The 14,733-nt window shown below is 70.4% G+C and carries 15 protein-coding genes and 1 pseudogene; 9 read left to right on the top strand and 7 right to left on the bottom strand.

Features of this window, described 5'->3' with window-relative positions:
* The first annotated feature begins 35 nt into the window (after nt 1-35).
* Nucleotides 36-1,295 carry a cytochrome P450 gene (locus ACF09J_RS24505; protein ID WP_392307704.1) on the top strand — a complete coding sequence of 420 codons (1,260 nt, stop codon included), beginning with the start codon at nt 36-38 and terminating at the stop codon, nt 1,293-1,295.
* A gap of 420 nt (nt 1,296-1,715) precedes the next feature.
* On the top strand, nt 1,716-2,720 hold the full coding sequence (locus tag ACF09J_RS24500; protein WP_392307567.1) for an FAD-dependent oxidoreductase: 1,005 nt from the start codon (nt 1,716-1,718) through the stop codon (nt 2,718-2,720).
* Nucleotides 2,721-2,815: 95 nt separating this feature from the next.
* On the opposite strand, the gene ACF09J_RS24495 is transcribed toward ACF09J_RS24500, so the two are convergent.
* Both ACF09J_RS24495 and ACF09J_RS24490 read right to left on the bottom strand, forming a co-directional pair.
* On the bottom strand, nt 2,816-3,250 hold the full coding sequence (locus ACF09J_RS24495) for a VOC family protein (RefSeq protein WP_392307566.1): 435 nt from the start codon (nt 3,248-3,250) through the stop codon (nt 2,816-2,818).
* 34 nt (nt 3,251-3,284) lie between these two features.
* Nucleotides 3,285-3,905, bottom strand: coding sequence for a TetR/AcrR family transcriptional regulator (locus ACF09J_RS24490; protein WP_392307565.1), 621 nt, complete (start codon nt 3,903-3,905; stop codon nt 3,285-3,287).
* A 48-nt stretch (nt 3,906-3,953) separates the two neighbouring features.
* Between ACF09J_RS24490 and ACF09J_RS24485 the strand changes: the two genes are divergently transcribed.
* The gene (locus tag ACF09J_RS24485) at nt 3,954-4,505 is read left to right on the top strand and encodes a GNAT family N-acetyltransferase (RefSeq protein ID WP_392307703.1); all 552 of its coding nucleotides are present in this window, start codon (nt 3,954-3,956) and stop codon (nt 4,503-4,505) included.
* Nucleotides 4,506-4,580: 75 nt separating this feature from the next.
* Here the strand turns inward: ACF09J_RS24485 and ACF09J_RS24480 are convergent, their stop codons facing one another.
* On the bottom strand, nt 4,581-5,444 hold the full coding sequence (locus ACF09J_RS24480; protein ID WP_392307564.1) for an LLM class flavin-dependent oxidoreductase: 864 nt from the start codon (nt 5,442-5,444) through the stop codon (nt 4,581-4,583).
* A gap of 204 nt (nt 5,445-5,648) precedes the next feature.
* On the opposite strand from ACF09J_RS24480, the gene ACF09J_RS24475 reads away from it, so the two are divergent.
* Nucleotides 5,649-6,512 (top strand): GNAT family N-acetyltransferase, encoded by an 864-nt coding sequence (locus ACF09J_RS24475; RefSeq protein ID WP_392307563.1) that lies wholly within the window; start codon nt 5,649-5,651, stop codon nt 6,510-6,512.
* Here ACF09J_RS24475 and ACF09J_RS24470 read toward each other — a convergent pair.
* Nucleotides 6,442-6,753, bottom strand: a pseudogene (locus ACF09J_RS24470) (hypothetical protein); the annotation flags it as partial. The gene ACF09J_RS24475 and the pseudogene ACF09J_RS24470 overlap by 71 nt on opposite strands.
* Before the next feature lie 125 nt (nt 6,754-6,878).
* Between ACF09J_RS24470 and ACF09J_RS24465 the strand changes: the two are divergent.
* Nucleotides 6,879-7,910 (top strand): hypothetical protein, encoded by a 1,032-nt coding sequence (locus ACF09J_RS24465; RefSeq protein WP_392307562.1) that lies wholly within the window; start codon nt 6,879-6,881, stop codon nt 7,908-7,910.
* Between the two features lie 26 nt (nt 7,911-7,936).
* On the opposite strand, the gene ACF09J_RS24460 is transcribed toward ACF09J_RS24465, so the two are convergent.
* Entirely contained in the window at nt 7,937-8,404 is a 468-nt protein-coding gene (locus tag ACF09J_RS24460; protein ID WP_392307561.1) for a DUF1348 family protein, read from the bottom strand.
* A gap of 333 nt (nt 8,405-8,737) precedes the next feature.
* Here ACF09J_RS24460 and ACF09J_RS24455 point away from each other — a divergent pair, with 333 nt between their 5' ends.
* Entirely contained in the window at nt 8,738-9,469 is a 732-nt protein-coding gene (locus ACF09J_RS24455) for an SDR family oxidoreductase (RefSeq protein ID WP_392307560.1), read from the top strand.
* A 62-nt stretch (nt 9,470-9,531) separates the two neighbouring features.
* The gene (locus ACF09J_RS24450; RefSeq protein ID WP_392307559.1) at nt 9,532-10,056 is read left to right on the top strand and encodes a GNAT family N-acetyltransferase; all 525 of its coding nucleotides are present in this window, start codon (nt 9,532-9,534) and stop codon (nt 10,054-10,056) included.
* A 98-nt stretch (nt 10,057-10,154) separates the two neighbouring features.
* On the opposite strand, the gene ACF09J_RS24445 is transcribed toward ACF09J_RS24450, so the two are convergent.
* Nucleotides 10,155-10,907 (bottom strand): hypothetical protein, encoded by a 753-nt coding sequence (locus ACF09J_RS24445; protein ID WP_392307558.1) that lies wholly within the window; start codon nt 10,905-10,907, stop codon nt 10,155-10,157.
* Nucleotides 10,908-11,020: 113 nt separating this feature from the next.
* Nucleotides 11,021-12,265: an MFS transporter gene (locus ACF09J_RS24440; protein ID WP_392307557.1), complete on the bottom strand. Its 1,245-nt coding sequence runs from the start codon at nt 12,263-12,265 to the stop codon at nt 11,021-11,023.
* A 133-nt stretch (nt 12,266-12,398) separates the two neighbouring features.
* Here ACF09J_RS24440 and ACF09J_RS24435 point away from each other — a divergent pair, with 133 nt between their 5' ends.
* Nucleotides 12,399-13,328, top strand: coding sequence for a LysR family transcriptional regulator (locus tag ACF09J_RS24435; protein WP_392307556.1), 930 nt, complete (start codon nt 12,399-12,401; stop codon nt 13,326-13,328).
* A gap of 267 nt (nt 13,329-13,595) precedes the next feature.
* Nucleotides 13,596-14,729, top strand: a complete 1,134-nt coding sequence (locus tag ACF09J_RS24430) for a Cmx/CmrA family chloramphenicol efflux MFS transporter (RefSeq protein ID WP_392307702.1) — start codon at nt 13,596-13,598, stop codon at nt 14,727-14,729.
* Nucleotides 14,730-14,733 lie beyond the last annotated feature (4 nt).

Genomic DNA, 14,733 nt, shown 5'->3' with positions numbered 1-14,733 from the left:
GGCCGGGGCGGAAGCTTTCCAGAAAGGCCGGGATGATGACTCAGCTCGACGAACGGGACACGACGGACTCGACAGCGGACGCGATCGCGGCGGCCTCGCGCGGTTCACTGGAGTACCGCGCCAACCCCCATCCGGTGTACGCGCGCCTGCGCGAGTCGGCCCCGGTCTGCCGCCTGACTCCCCCGCACGGGGTGGACACCTACCTGATCACCCGGTTCGACGACGCCAAGGCCGCCCTGACGGACCCCCGCATCAGCAAGGACATGTACGCGGCGATGGACGCGTACCACACCATCTTCGGCGACTCGTCCATCGCGCTCGACGACAACATGCTCTTCTCGGACCCGCCCAAGCACACCCGGCTGCGCCGCATCGTCAACCGGGCCTTCAGTCCGCGTCGTATCGAGTCCCTGAGTCCTCGTATTCAGCAGATCACCGACGAACTGCTGAACCGCTGTTCCACCGACGGGCCCATCGACCTGCTGTCGTCCTTCGCCTTCCCGCTCCCGCTCATCGTGATCTGCGAGCTCATCGGGATTCCCGAGGAGGAGCGCGCGGAAGCGCAGAAATGGTGCACCACCGTCGCGCGCACGGGATTCAGCAAGGCGGACAAGGAAAAGCTGGCACAGGCCGAGGGATCGCTGCGGGACTACTTCGCCGAACTCATCCTGCGGAAGCGGAAGAACGCCGCCGACGACCTGCTCAGCGACCTGATCCGGACGCAGGACGAGCAGGGAGCCATGACCGACGGCGAACTTCTGTCGACCCTGTGGGTGCTGCTCTTCGCCGGCCACAAGACGACCGCGTACCTCATCGGCAACGCCGTGTTCAACCTGCTGACCCACCGCGACCAACTGCAGGAGGTCCTGGAGGACCCGGAGCTGCTGCCGAACGCCATCGAGGAGGTCATCCGCTTCGAGGGGTCGGTGGAGAACGCGACGTTCCGGCACGCGCTGGAGGACGTCGAGATCGGCGGCACGCTCATTCCCAAGGGCTCCCTCGTGCAGGTCGCGGTCGCCTCCGCGAACCGGGACCCGGAGAAGTTCGCCTGCCCCGACACCTTCGACGTGAAGCGGCAGGGTCTGCAGAGCGCGCACCTCGGCTTCGGCAGCGGGGCGCACTACTGCCTCGGTGCGCCGCTGGCCAGAATGGAGATGCGCACGGCGTTGACCACGCTCTTCCAGAAGTTCCCGAAGATCGACCTCGACTTCCCGGAGTCCGAGGCCGAATGGCTCAAGGTCCCGTTCCCCGCCTTCCGGGGACTCGAGAGACTTCCGGTCACGCTGGTTCCGTGACGGGTGGACGGGCTTCGGGCCCGGTCCACGACCCCACGTTCTGAGGCGACGGGCCTTCGGCGCACATCATGCCGGAGGCCCGTCGCCTCATGACCGAGCGGCCAGGGCTTGACGAACGTTGTTCGTTACGATCGGGCATGACCGCGCAGCGAGAACCGATCAGCCGCCGTGAGCGCCCCGCCAAGCCGGCCCTGACCCGACGGGGGATCGTCGGCGTCGCCGTGCGGATCATGCGCTCCGAGGGGCTGGACAAGGTGACCATGCGCGGCCTGGCCCAGGAACTGGACACCGGACCGTCCTCGCTGTACGTCTACGTGGCCTCTCGGCGGCCTCACCGCCGCCCGGGTCCTGCACGTCAACGGCATCGAGGCGACCGTCTTCGAACTGGAGGCATCAGCAAACACCCGCACCCAGGGCGGCATGCTCGACATCCATGAGGACAGCGGCCAGAAGGCACTGCACGCCGCCGAACTCCACGAAGGTTTCCGCAAGATCATCCACGAGGGCGGCGAGGCCCTGCGCCTGGTCGGCCCTGACGGCACCGTGCACCTGTCCGAGGAGGACGACGGCACCGGCGGCCGCCCCGAAGTGGACCGGGGAGACCTGCGCGCGTTGTTGTGGGAGTCCCTCCCGGACGGCACGATCCGCTGGGGCATGAAGGTGAGCGGCGCCCGCCCGCTGAGCGACGGACGCCACGAGGTGAGCTTCGCCGACGGGTCCGTCATCACCACCGACCTCCTGATAGGGGCCGACGGCGCCTGGTCGCGCGTCCGGCCGCTGCTCTCCCCGGCCAGGCCCGCCTACACCGGCGTCTCCTTCATCGAGACCGATCTGCTCGACGCCGAGGCCCGGCACCCGGGCAGCGCCGCCCTTCTGGGCGGCGGATTCTCCATCTGCCTCGGTGATCAGCGCGGCTTCCTCGCACACCGGCAGGCCGACGGCAGCCTCCACGTCTACACCGCGCTCAGGGCTGCCGAGGACTGGCTCGACTCGATCGACTTCGGCGACACCGCCGCCGCCAAGGCCGCGGTTCTGTCCCACTTCGACGGCTGGGACGAGAACCTGCGCGCCCTCGTCGCGGACGCCGATGGGGCGCTTGTCCCCCGCCGCCTCCACGCCCTGCCCGTCGGGCACCGGTGGGACCACGTCCCGGGCGTGACCCTGCTCGGCGACGCCGCGCACCTGATGTCCCCCTTCGCCGGGGAGGGCGCCAACCTGGCCATGCTCGACGGAGCGGAACTCGGCCAGGCCACCGCCGCCCACCCGGGCGACGCGGCGGCGGCCCTGATCGCGTACGAGGAAGCGCTCTTCCCGCGCAGCGAGGCATCCGCCGCCGAGTCCGCCGCCGGCCTGGAGACCATGTTCGGCGAGCGGGGCCTGGAGCGGATGACCGAGTTCTTCGCCTCCCACCAGGAGGCCGAGTAAGTCCTGCTTCAGAGCCGGCCCCTCGACGAAGGCCGTCGAGTACCGAGCTCTCCGCCGATCAGGACGAACTCCGAGGTGCCACGCTCGCGGTCACCTCAGTCGAGACAGAACTCGTTGCCCTCGATGTCCTGCATCACGAGGCACGACTCGTTGTAGCCGTCGGCACGCAGCAGTCGCACGCGTACCGCGCCGAGCGCGACCAGCCGTGCGCATTCGGCCTCAAGTGCGGCCACGCGCTCTTCACCCACGAGTCCGGTGCCGACCCGCACGTCGAGGTGCAGACGATTCTTGACGACCTTGCCTTCGGGAACGCGCTGGAAGAACAGCCGCGGGCCCACACCCGAGGGGTCCATGCACGCGAACGCTGAACCCTGACGCTCGGGCGGCAGTGAGCGATCGAAGTCGTCCCATGTGGCGAACCCCTTCGGCGGCGACGGTACGACGTACCCCAGCACCTCGCACCAGAAACGAGCGACGCGCTCAGGTTCCGCGCAGTCGAAGGTGACTTGGACCTGCTTGATCGACGCCATCGGGCCATCATAGGGACGAGTTCGCGGGACGGCATCAGGACGAGGACGTGTGACCGTCACCGGAGGGGGGTGGGGAGGCCAGCGTCGCCAGGTAGTCGTCAAGGAGCTCGGTCTGGCGCTCAGGTGGGAACGCCTCGGGGTCGAAGAGGGCCTGTACCACCAGCCCGAGCACGAAGGACTGGGCGCCGGCTGCGATGCGGGCCGCGTCTCCGGCGGGCAGTTCGCCCAACCGCTGGGCCGCGGCGACCAGGTCGCGCAGCTTGTCGCGGCTCCGCGCGTACTTGCCGGCGTAGTCGACGCTCAGTTCGGGGTCGGCGAGCGCGGTGTCCCAGGAGGACACCCAGACCCGATTGCTGACGGTGGCCTCGCCTGTCAGCGGCAGGATGTCCAGCAGAGCGGCCCTCACGGCGGACATGCCTTTCCCCGCGGTACGCCGACGACGGGAGTCGCTGCGCCGTTCGAGCAGGTCGAGGGCGTATACGACCAGGTCCCGCTTGGTCGGGAAGTAGTGGGTGAGCAGGCCCGTGGTCGCGTCGAGTTCGGCGGCGACGGCGCGCATCGTCAGCCCGCCGAAACCGTGCGCGGCCAGCACCCGCCAGACCGCTTCGGAGACGTCACGTCGGCGGGCCTCGTGGTCCCCCTTGGTGCGTGGCATGCTGCTACCGTACATAGCCATAACGCTTGTTATGTGAATGGGGTCATCATGTTCTCCCTGCCGCTGCGGGACAACGCCTGCCTGCGTCCGCTCGAGATATGGCACGCCGAGGAGTTCGCCGCCCACATGGACCGGGCTCGCGAGCACATCCGGCCGTGGGTCGGGCCGGCGTTCGTCACCGACGATCTCGACGGCGCGCGGGCCACGTTGCGCCGGTACGCCGATCGCCAGGCAGCGGACGGCGCCCGCCTCTACGGCATCTGGCTCGACGGCGTGCTGGTCGGCGGCGTGATGTTCGTCGCCTTCGACGCCAACTCCGGTTTGTGCGAGATCGGTTGCTGGCTGGAGCCGGCCGCCGAGGGGCACGGCCTGGTCACGGAGGCGTGCCGTGCCCTGCTGGAGTGGGCGTTCACCTCCCGTGGGGTGCACCGGGCCGAGTGGCACTGCCGAGCCGACAACGGCCGCAGCTCCGCCGTGGCCAAGCGGCTCGGCATGACACGCGAGGGTGTGCGGCGCGAGTACTGGCCCTACGGCGGTACCCGCCACGACAAGGAGATCTGGGCGATTCTCGCCCCCGAATGGCGCGCCCATCGCCAGTGACGGCGAGCCCCGGCGCGCACAGGTCGAGGGGAGGGGCGGGAGGTCGGCACCGCTGTCGCCCGGACACCCGGCTCATCAGAACACCGGCGGTCCGGCCTCGATGCGGCGCAGTACCGGAGGCAGGCGGTCGAGGTCGGGGCCGGTCTGCACCTGTCGTTCGTCCCACCAGGTGGCGCCGGCGTCGTGCAGCGGACCGATCACGTCCCTGGCCTTGGCCGCGTCCCGGGGTGTGGCACCGCCGAGCACGAACTCGAAGGGGCGCTCGGCCCCGGCCGTACGGTGTCTGCGTACATAGGCGACCAGTTCGCGCACTTCGGCCACATCCGGTACGTGGCCATGCCGGGCCGTCTCGAAGAGCGGCACCACGCCGTCCCACCGCGCTGCTCGGCGCATGGGCGGGCGACGCGGCCAGAACCCGCCGATCCACACGGGCGGGCACGGCCGCTGCACGGTGGCGGGCAGGAGCGCCACGTCCCGGGCCTCGTAGTGCCGGCCGCGGTGGTTCACCGGCTCGCCGGACCAGAAGCGCCGCAACAGCTCCAGTCCCTCGTCCAGCCGCTCGGCGAGGAGGCGTGGCTCGGCGGAGTCGCCGAAGCTGCGGTATTCGTCCTCGATCGGACCGCCCAGTCCGGCGGCGAAGACCACCCGGCCGCCGCTGAGTTGGTCCAGGGTGGCCACTTGGCGGGCGAGCTGCTGCGGACGGTGGCGAGGGACCGGCGTCAACAGGGTGCCCAGTCGGATCCGGGACGTCGTCAGCGCGGCCGCGGTCAGCAGCATCCAGGGGTCTGCGAAGGGGCGGCCCTGATGCTGCCGATGCAGTACGTGGTCCCAGACGAAGAGGCCGTCCCAGCCGGCCTGTTCGGCGGCAGCGGCCGCGGTCGCCACGTTGCGTGGGTCCGCGAAGTCTCCGAAGTTGGGGATGTTGATGGAGAAGCGCATCCCAGCAGGATGCGCAGTCGGCGGCAAGGGAGCAATGGGCATTCCGGCGCGGATCGGTCCCTTGATTCGCGCCAGGGCGACGGGAAGACTGTCCCGGTGCCGCGTCCGTGCCGTCGCCGGGCCGCGGCCGACCCGACGACCTGGGAGTGCCCACCCGTGCCAGAGCTCGTGCCACCGCTGCCTGCCGGCTACCGGGCTCGCCCGGTGGCAGCCGATGACGTCAGCGCCATCCATCGTCTCGTCTCGGCGTGCGAACGTGAGCTGTACGGCCGGGTGCAGACCGATCCCGGTGCCGTCGCCGCCGTCCTCGCCCGGCCGGGGCTCGTCCCGGAGCTGGACACGCTGCTGATCCACGACCGGACGGGGCAACCGGCCGCTCGCGCCTGGGTGGACCGGCGCTCCGAGGTCGACGTCCATCCCCGGCACCGGGGCCGCGGTCTCGGCGCCCTGCTCCTGGACTGGGCCGAAGCCCGTGCCCGCCAGGCAGGGAGCGGGCAGATCGTCCAGACCGTGCCGGACGACGACGCGAAGGCCGTCGCGCTGCTGCGCTCCCGCGGATACGAGCCGATGGTGACCGAGTGGCTGCTGGAGTTCGCCATGCCCGACGAGCCCGCGGCGCCGGAGCCTCCCGCGGGAATCACGGTCCGGCCCTTCCGCCCGGGCGACGAGCACACCGCACACCAGCTCATCGAGGACGCCTTCGACGAATGGCAGCAGCGGCGCAACACCTACCAGGAGTGGGCCCAGCACACAGTCGAACGCCCCACATTCGCCCCGGCGATGTCTGTCCTGGCGTTCGATGACGGCCAACTGGTCGGCGCTACGATCGCGTTGGACCTACCGGAGGCCGGGGAGGGCTGGATCGAGCAGGTGGCGGTGCGCCGTGACCACCGCGGCCAGGGCATCGCCCGCCTGCTCCTGCTTCACTCCTTCCGCGCTTTCCACCGGCACGGCCGGCGGACATGCATCCTCGGCACGCACTCCGAGACAGGCGCGCTCACCCTGTACCTGCACGTGGGCATGCAGGTCCGCCACAGCTCGACGGTCTACCGGAAGGGCCTGGGGTGACCTGGGCCGGACCCGTGGTCGCGGCGCCCGGCCTGCCGGTGGGGCGCCGTGCGAACCTGGGCAGTTCCTTGTGCTTGCCCGCGTTGGCGTGCAACGTCTTCTCCTTCGAGGCGAAGGCGTCGAACAGCGCGAGACCGGCCTCGCGCGGGATGTGCTCGTCGTCCCACTGCATGTCGAACTCGACCGGGATGGTGATCTGCTCGGCCTTCTCGGCCAGGACGTCGGGCCAGTGCCGGCCGAAGCGTCACGGTCAACCGCAAGCTACCGGCACGGTCCTCACCTCGCCGACCCATTTCCCCGCCGATGTGGACGTGTGACGGCCGCGAGGATCGGCCGGTTGTCAGTGGCCCTTCTTATGCTGACGCCATGGAGATCACCAAGCGGACACTTGCGGAGGCCTGGCAGCGGACGGCCGCCGGACACGCCCTGCTCCACGAGGTCGGGCTGCCGCCCGTGGCCCTCTCGGACGACGAGCTGGAGAGGTGGGCCGAGCGTGCTGAGGAGGCGGAGGACGGCGGCCTGTGTCTGCTGCTGGACGAGGACGGCACGGTGCGCGGCCGTCACGGCCCCTACCGGGAGGTCTTCGCCACCCGCGTCCTCGAACAGGCGATTTACCTGATCGCCGAGGCCGCGATACGTCGGCGCTGCGACAGCCTCGAGGAAGTGGCGGACGCGCTGGAGCGGATCGATCCGGTGTGGGGCAGACGGTTCCGCAGTGGCGGCCTGGACGACGCGGGGACGGTCGAGGCGTGCGGGCGTGACCCGCTGGAGGGGCTCGCCTGGATAGCGGGGTCCTGGCGTGATCAGGCCCCGTACACGACCCTTGCCTTCTTCCGCGCGGCGCCCGGGCTGACCGTCGACGCCGAGCGGCTGGCCCTGCTGTACGGGGCGGATCCCGCGCAGGTCGCGGCCGGCACGCGCCTGAAGGATCTGGAGGCCGTGGACAACGGCCGGGCCCACTGGGACCGCCAGTGGGAAAGCTGCTGTTACGGGCAGGCAGGCGAGTGGACGTTCCTGCTGTACCACGACACGCCGCCGGGGTCCTTCGCCGACAAGGAGGCGTACGCGGCGCTCGGGATCAAGGAGAGCGTGTGGCTGACCGCCACCTCAGCGAAGGCCATCTACACCTTCGACTACATCAGGGACGGTCGCCGCGTCGACGACGACTGGGGTGTGCTGGAGCTGATCTGGTACGAGCGCGGCCGTGCCCCCTATCTGCGGGGCGGCGAGCTGGACTTCCTCAACCGTGCCGTGCGCCGTGCCGAGTTGGACCACCCCAAACTGACCAGCACGTTCGAGCTGTACTTCCACGCCTTGGAGGAGTCCCTCGGCCTGCGTCTGCCGCGCCGGGACTTCGCGGAGGGGGAGGTGCGGGCCGCGTACTGGGCCGGGAAATAGTGGTGTGTGAGTACGGCGAGGGGGCGCTAGAGCCCCAGGTCGCTCAGACCCGGGTGGTCGTCGGGGCGGCGGCCGGCGGGCCAGTGGTACTTGCGTTCCTCCTCCTTGATGGGGAGGTCGTTGATACATGCCAGGCGGACCCGCATCAGGCCCTGCTCGTCGAATTCCCAGTTCTCGTTCCCGTAGGAGCGGAACCAGTTGCCCGAGTCGTCGTGGCACTCGTAGGCGAAGCGCACGGCGATGCGGTTCCCGTCGTAGGCCCACATCTCCTTGATGAGCCGGTAGTCCAGCTCCCTGGTCCACTTCCTGGTGAGGAAGGCGACGATCTCCTCGCGACCGTTGATGAATTCAGCACGGTTGCGCCAGCGACTGTCGACCGTGTAGGCGAGAGCCACACGCTCTGGTTCCCGGGTGTTCCACGCGTCCTCGGCGAGGCGGACCTTCTCGATCGCACTCTCCCGGGTGAACGGGGGAACAGGAGGCTTCGCGGCCATGAATTCTCCCAGAGCGTCACGGTTTCAAGGTCTGGCGCCGGCCATACCGAGTCGATCGCGTTCGGCCATTCATTCCATCCCGGTCGGCCGAGTGATCGCAACAGCGCACCCATGAGGGTGAACGAGCACCACGAGGAGAACCGGTCGGCGGCCTCCGACCTGCGGGTTGCCGCTCGAGCGGGCCATCCGGCGGCGTGCGCCGCGCACGGTGCCGTAGCAACCTGGAGGCATGGCCGTGGTCCCGCCCGCGATCACGTGCCCGTGGTTGGCGGCGTGGGGCGGGGTCACCGTGCGAGGTGACGATCCGCCGTGGTGCGCGACGAAAGGTGACTCATGAAGTGCGCAGTGATCGGCGGTACCGGCCTGATCGGCTCGCAGGTCGTGAAGAAGCTCAACGCGGCGGGACATGAGGCGACGCCGCTCTCGCTGTCGACAGGCGTGGACGTGATCACCGGCCAGGGTCTGGAGGCGGCGGTGGCCGGCGCCGACGTCGTCGTCAACCTGACGAACTCCCCGACCTTCGACGAGGCTTCCCTGGCGTTCTTCCAGACCTCCATGGACAACGTCCTGGCCGCCAGTCACAAGGGCGGGGTCGGGCACGTCGTCATCCTCTCGATCGTCGGTACCGACCAGGTGCCCGACATGGTCTACTACCGGGCCAAGACCCTGCAGGAGGACCTCCTCAAGGCCGGGCCGATCCCCTACTCGATCGTCCGCGCCACGCAGTTCATGGAGTTCATCGCGGCCGTCATGTCCTCGACCACCGAGGGCGGCACCGTCCGCCTGCCCAGCACCCTGATCCAGCCGATCGCCGCCCAGGACGTCTCCGACACCGTCGCCGACGTCGCCGCCGGCCCCCCGCTGAACGGCACTCTGAACATCGCCGGGCCCGATGTCTTCTCCCTCGACGAACTCGGCCGGGTCACTCTGAACGCCCACCCCGACGGTCGCACGGTCGTCACCGACGACACCGCCGGCATGTTCGCCGGCGTCCATGGCGACGCCATCATCGCCAAGGACGACGCCCGTATCGCCCTCACCCACTACAGCGACTGGCTCTCCTGAACCTGGAGCGGCCGGCCGTAATTACCGGGCGGCCGTGGTGGCGGATCTCGTACGGTGCCGAGATGTTGACTGTACGAGCCATGACGGAAGCCGATGTTCCGGCTGTATCAGCGATACGAGTGACCGGCTGGCAGGCCGCGTATGCCGGGATCGTGCCGCAGTCCTTCCTGGACGGCATGACGGTCGAGGCGGACATGCGGCAGCGCCGCCGGCACTTCGAGGGCTCGACGAAGGGCACCAGCAACACGAGCGACCTCGTGGCAGTCGACGCCCGTGGCAGAGTCGTGGGTTGGGCGTGCCTCGGGCGTTCCGGCGGCGGCGGAACGCGTACGGCTGTGGGTGAGCTGTACGCCCTCTACGTGCAGCCCTCACTCGTCGGGGCCGGGATCGGTCGTACGCTCCTCGACGCCGTGCACGCCCAGGCTCGTGCGCACGGCGTCAGCCTGATGCTGTTGTGGGTCCTCACCGGCAACACTCGGGCACGTCGCTTCTACGACCGGGCGGGCTACACCGCTGACGGTGCTGTCCAGTCCGATGACTACGACGGAGTGTCCGTGTCGGAAGTTCGTTACCGGCGCGCCCTGTAGGAGGGCGGGCGGAAAGCCCCGGACCACGGGTACCACGGGTCCAGGGCCTCAGGGCTTTCCCCGTGGGCCGGTGTGGGTCAGGGTGACCGTGGTGACGGTCAGCCGGGGAAGCGGACCGACTCCAGTACCCGGGCCGTCTCCGCGTGGCCCGTGTAGTCGAGGAACAGCACCCGGGAGACGGGCAGGTGCCATGCCTGGGGTGAGAAGCTGTAGCCGTTCGCGCAGGCGGCCGTCCAGCGGTCGTAGGCCGCCCTGCGGCTGCCCACCGGGTGCAGGCCGGACTCGGCCGGCGGCGACGACGTACCGCTGGTGATGCCGTTGAAGGAACCGTCCGCGAGGGTCGGGCGGACCGGGCAGGGCTGGACGTCGGTGGCCGCGTACCAGCCACCGGACTGCCGGGCCTCGTAGGGACGCAGTTCGTTGCCGGCGATGGAGCCGGACTTGACGGCGATTCCGGCGCAGCCGAACGTCGTGGGCAGACCGGCCCGCTGGACGGGCTGTACGCAGGCGTCGCTGCCGTGCTTCGTCAGCGTCCAGCCCGGGGGTATCTCGAACGTCAGCCCGGCGAAGGAGACGCGGGGCCAGGCGGCTCGGGTGCGGGGTGCGACCGTGGACTTGACGGGTACCGGCGTCGGTGTGGGCGCGGATGTGGTGCGGGCCGGGGTGGGGCTCGGCGACGCGGTCGCCGAGGGGCTCGCCGGTGAACTCGCCGGTGTGCTCGGGGGCGTTGGAATCCCGACTGTGGACTTCACCGACGCGGCCCCCTCGTTGGCCGGGCCGCACGCGCTCGCGGCGACCGCCAAGGTCAGGGTCGCGACGGCCGGCAGCAGCGGTCTGAGGCGCTTCTTCATTGATGATCTCTTCATGGCAGGCAGGAGTGTGCCATCCGCCTGCGGGCCCGCATCTCACGCCTGCATAACGAAAGTGCCGCCACCCCATGCCGGCGGGAGAACACCGGGGCCGGTCATGTGAGGCTCGCGGCCTGTTTCCCCGTGCTCTCAAGTGCGTGCTCACGGCGCGGGAGCAGCAGCGGAGTCGCCAGGAGGAGCACTCCGGCGGCGGCGAGCGCGATGCGGGGGCTGGTGACGGCGGCCAGCAGACCCCACGTGGCGGTCAGGGCCGCGATGGCGGTACTGGTGCTGACCGACCACGCGGCCAGCGTGCGGGCGACACGGTCGGGGTCCGTGTGGTCGAGCCGGTAGGTTGACAGCACGGGGTTGTACACGCCGCAGCAGGTGATGAGGCCGAGTTGGACGGCGATGACGAGGAGGATCCCGGGGAGGCCGGGCTGGACGAACGCCAATCCGACGGACCAGCAGGCGCGGAGCACCCCGAAGGTGCGCATCACCCTGTGCTGCCCGGACCGCGCCACGAGCCGGCGTGCCAGTCGTGAGCCGACGAGGCCACCGATGCAGGGGGCCGCGAACACCAGACCGTACTGCCAGGGTGCGAATCCGAGGCGGTCCAGCAGAAGCACGGCGAGCAGGGGCTCGGAGGCCATGATCAGCCCGTTGACCGCGAGCGTGTTGAAGAACAGCGGGCGCAGCACGGGGTGGCTGAGGATGTGGCGCCATCCTTCGAGCAGATCGCCCGCTCGCAGCCGCGGCGCAGCGGTCCGCGCGGGGCGTGGTTCCGTGCCTCCGATGGCGCGGATGCCCAGCGCCGACAGCAGGTAGCTGACCGCGTCGGCCATCACGGTCGTCACCGGGCCGAACAGCCCGATCGCGGCCCCGCCGAGCGGTGGCCCCACCATGGTCGCGGTCCACGTCGTGGACTCGAACCGGCTGTTCGCGACGAGCAGGTCCTGCGGCGGCAGGAGCGCCTTCAGATACGCGCCGCCGGCCGCGGTGAAGGCGATGTTGGCCGCGGCGACGCCGACGGACACGACGAGCAGCTGGGCGAAGGTGAGCCGGCCCAGCGCGAAGGCGGCAGGGACGCTCATCAGGGCCGCGAACCGGACCAGGTCCGTCGCGATCATGACGGGCCGCTTCCGGTGGAACTCCACCCACGGGCCGAGCGGTACCGCCACCAGCGCCCCCACGGCCCGCCCAGCGGCGGACAGCGCCGCCACCTCGGCCGGACCTGAGTGCAGCACGAGGACCGCGATCAGGGGGAACGCGCCGAACCCGAACGCGGTGCCGTACGAGCTGACCGCGTACGAGGCCCACAACCATCCGAAACGCCGCCCCAGCGCACGCCTGCCTGCCATACCCGAAACGCCTCTCACCGATCTGGACCACCCCGCGCGGACCATCGGCATCAAAGCGAGTGGCGGATGGCCCGATCAAACAACCGAGCGGCGAGGACGGTACAACCATTCGTTGTATCAGTAGCATGTCGGCGTGGACCTCGACGCTGTGCGCACCTTCGTGGCCGCGGTGGACGCGGGGCGTTTCCAGGACGCCGCCGCCGAGCTGTCGATCACCCAGCAGGCCGTGTCGAAGCGCGTCGCCACGCTGGAGAGAATCCTGGGTGTGCGATTGTTCACGCGCACCGCGCGAGGAGCGAAGCTCACCATCGACGGACAGGCGTTCCTGCCTCACGCCCGTGACCTCCTGCGGGCCGAGGAGCGGGCGCTGGCCTCCGTCCGTCCCGGGCGCCGCGCGCTGCGCGTGGATGTGATCGGCCGGCGGCTCGCCCCGGCCGGCTTGCTGCGCGAGTTCCATCGCGCCTGTCCCGAGGTCGAGTTGGACGTCGTGACCCTCTTCGACGCCGACGCCGCCATCGACGCCATCCGGTCCGGCACGATCGACGCCTCCTTCCGCGCCGTCGCCATGCCCGGCCGGCGGCTGCCCGACGACTTCGGGTCTGCCCGGGTCTTCGACGAGCCCATCCAGCTGCTCACCGGGCCGTCCCACGAGCTCGCTTCCGCCCGCGCGGTCACGCCCGCCGACCTCGTCGGGTACCGGATCTGGATGCCCGGCATCGTTCCCGGGACCGAGTGGGCCGCCTACTACGACGCTCTCGCCGCCGCGTTCGGGCTCACCATCGAGATCACCGGCCCCGACTTCGGCATCGAGCCGCTGCTGGACACCATCGCCGACTCGCGGTCACTGGTGACCTTCGTCGGCGAGGAGACACGCCTGGCGTGGCCCGCCGGTCACGGCCTGCGCCGGATCGATGTGCGCGACCCTGCGCCCGTCTACCCTCACTCGCTGCTCTGGCACCGCGACAACCCGCACCCGGCACTCGCCGCGCTCCGCGACCACTTCTCCTCCGGGCCCTTCGACCGCCCGGACACCGAGATCTGGACACCGGCCCGGTCACAGTGACCGGGCACCGCGGTGCCTCGACGGGCACTGGTCGGGTAGCGTGCAGGGCATGTCGAGTCCTGAGTCGGACGAGGTGGGGGCTTTCGGTCACGCCGTCAGCCCCCTGAACCACTGAGTTCGTAGTCCTGTCGTCGCGCCGCGTCCTGCGGTGGGACGAGTTCCCGTGGGCTGGCCGCGGTGACGAGATGACCTTCTCGTGCTTCTCCTCACCTCGGAGCCACTCGATGCCTCTCCCCCCTGTATCTGCTTGCCGTGGCGGTCTTCGCCATGGGCACCTCGGAGTTCATGCTCGCCGGCCTCCTGCCGGACATCGCCTCGGATCTCGACGTCACCGTCGGAACCGCGGGCCTGCTCACCCCGGCCTTCGCCTTCGGCATGATCGTCGGCGCTCCTCTTGTGGCCGCGTTTTCCCGCGACTGGCCCGGGCGCTCCAGCCTTCTCGGTTTCGTCCTCGCTTTCGCGGCAGCTCACGCCGTGGGCCCCGGCACCACGAGCTTCCCGGTCCTGCTCGCCACCCGGCTCGTCGCCGCGCTCGCGAACGCCGGGTTCCTCGCCGTCGCCCTGACCGCTGCCGCCGCGCTGGTCCCGCCCGGCAGGAAGGGGCGTGCGCTGGCCGTGCTGCTGTCGGGCACGACGGTGGCCACGATCGCCGGTGTCCCCGGTGGCTCGGCACTCGGCACGCTGCTCGGCTGGCGGGCCACATTCTGGGCCGTCGCCGCTCTCTGCCTGGCTGCGGCTCTCGGCATCCTGAAGGGGATCCCGGCGGGACGTGCGGAGGGAGAGGCGGCCGGCAGGCCGGCCCTGCGAGCGGAGTTCGCCCAGCTCGCCAGCCCGCGACTGATCCTGGTGATGCTGCTGGGCGCGCTGGTGAACGCGGCGACCTTCGCCGGCTTCACCTTTCTCGCCCCCGTCGTGACCGGCACCGCCGGGCTGGGTGAGTGGTGGATCCCGGTCGTTCTGATGCTCTTCGGTGCCGGTTCCTTCCTCGGTGTCACCGTCGCCGGCCGACTGTCCGACCGGCGTCCCGGTCTGGTCGTCGCGGTCGGTGGCCCGCTGCTGCTCATCGGCTGGCCGGCCCTGGCGGTGCTGGCCGACGAGCCCATCGCGCTGTTCACCCTCGTGTTCGTACTGGGCGCGCTGTCGTTCGCGTTGGGCAGCACGCTGATCACGCGGGTCCTCTACGAGGCCGCCGGAGCCCCCACCATGGCCGGCTCGTACGCCACCGCGGCACTCAACGTCGGCGCCGCCGTCGGCCCACTCGTCGCCGCGACCACCCTCAGCACCGCGGCCGGGAATCGCGGCCCGCTGTGGTCAAGCGGGCTCCTGGTCGCCGTCGCGCTGCTCTTCGCGTTCCCCCTCCGCACCGTGATCACGGCCGGCCGGAGCCACGAGCTCGCATGAGCCG

The organism is Streptomyces sp. NPDC014889 (genome assembly GCF_043081205.1).
Lineage (GTDB): Bacteria > Actinomycetota > Actinomycetes > Streptomycetales > Streptomycetaceae > Streptomyces.
The sequence above is the reverse complement of the archived record's forward strand: the minus strand, read 5'-3'. Positions and strand labels throughout refer to the sequence as shown.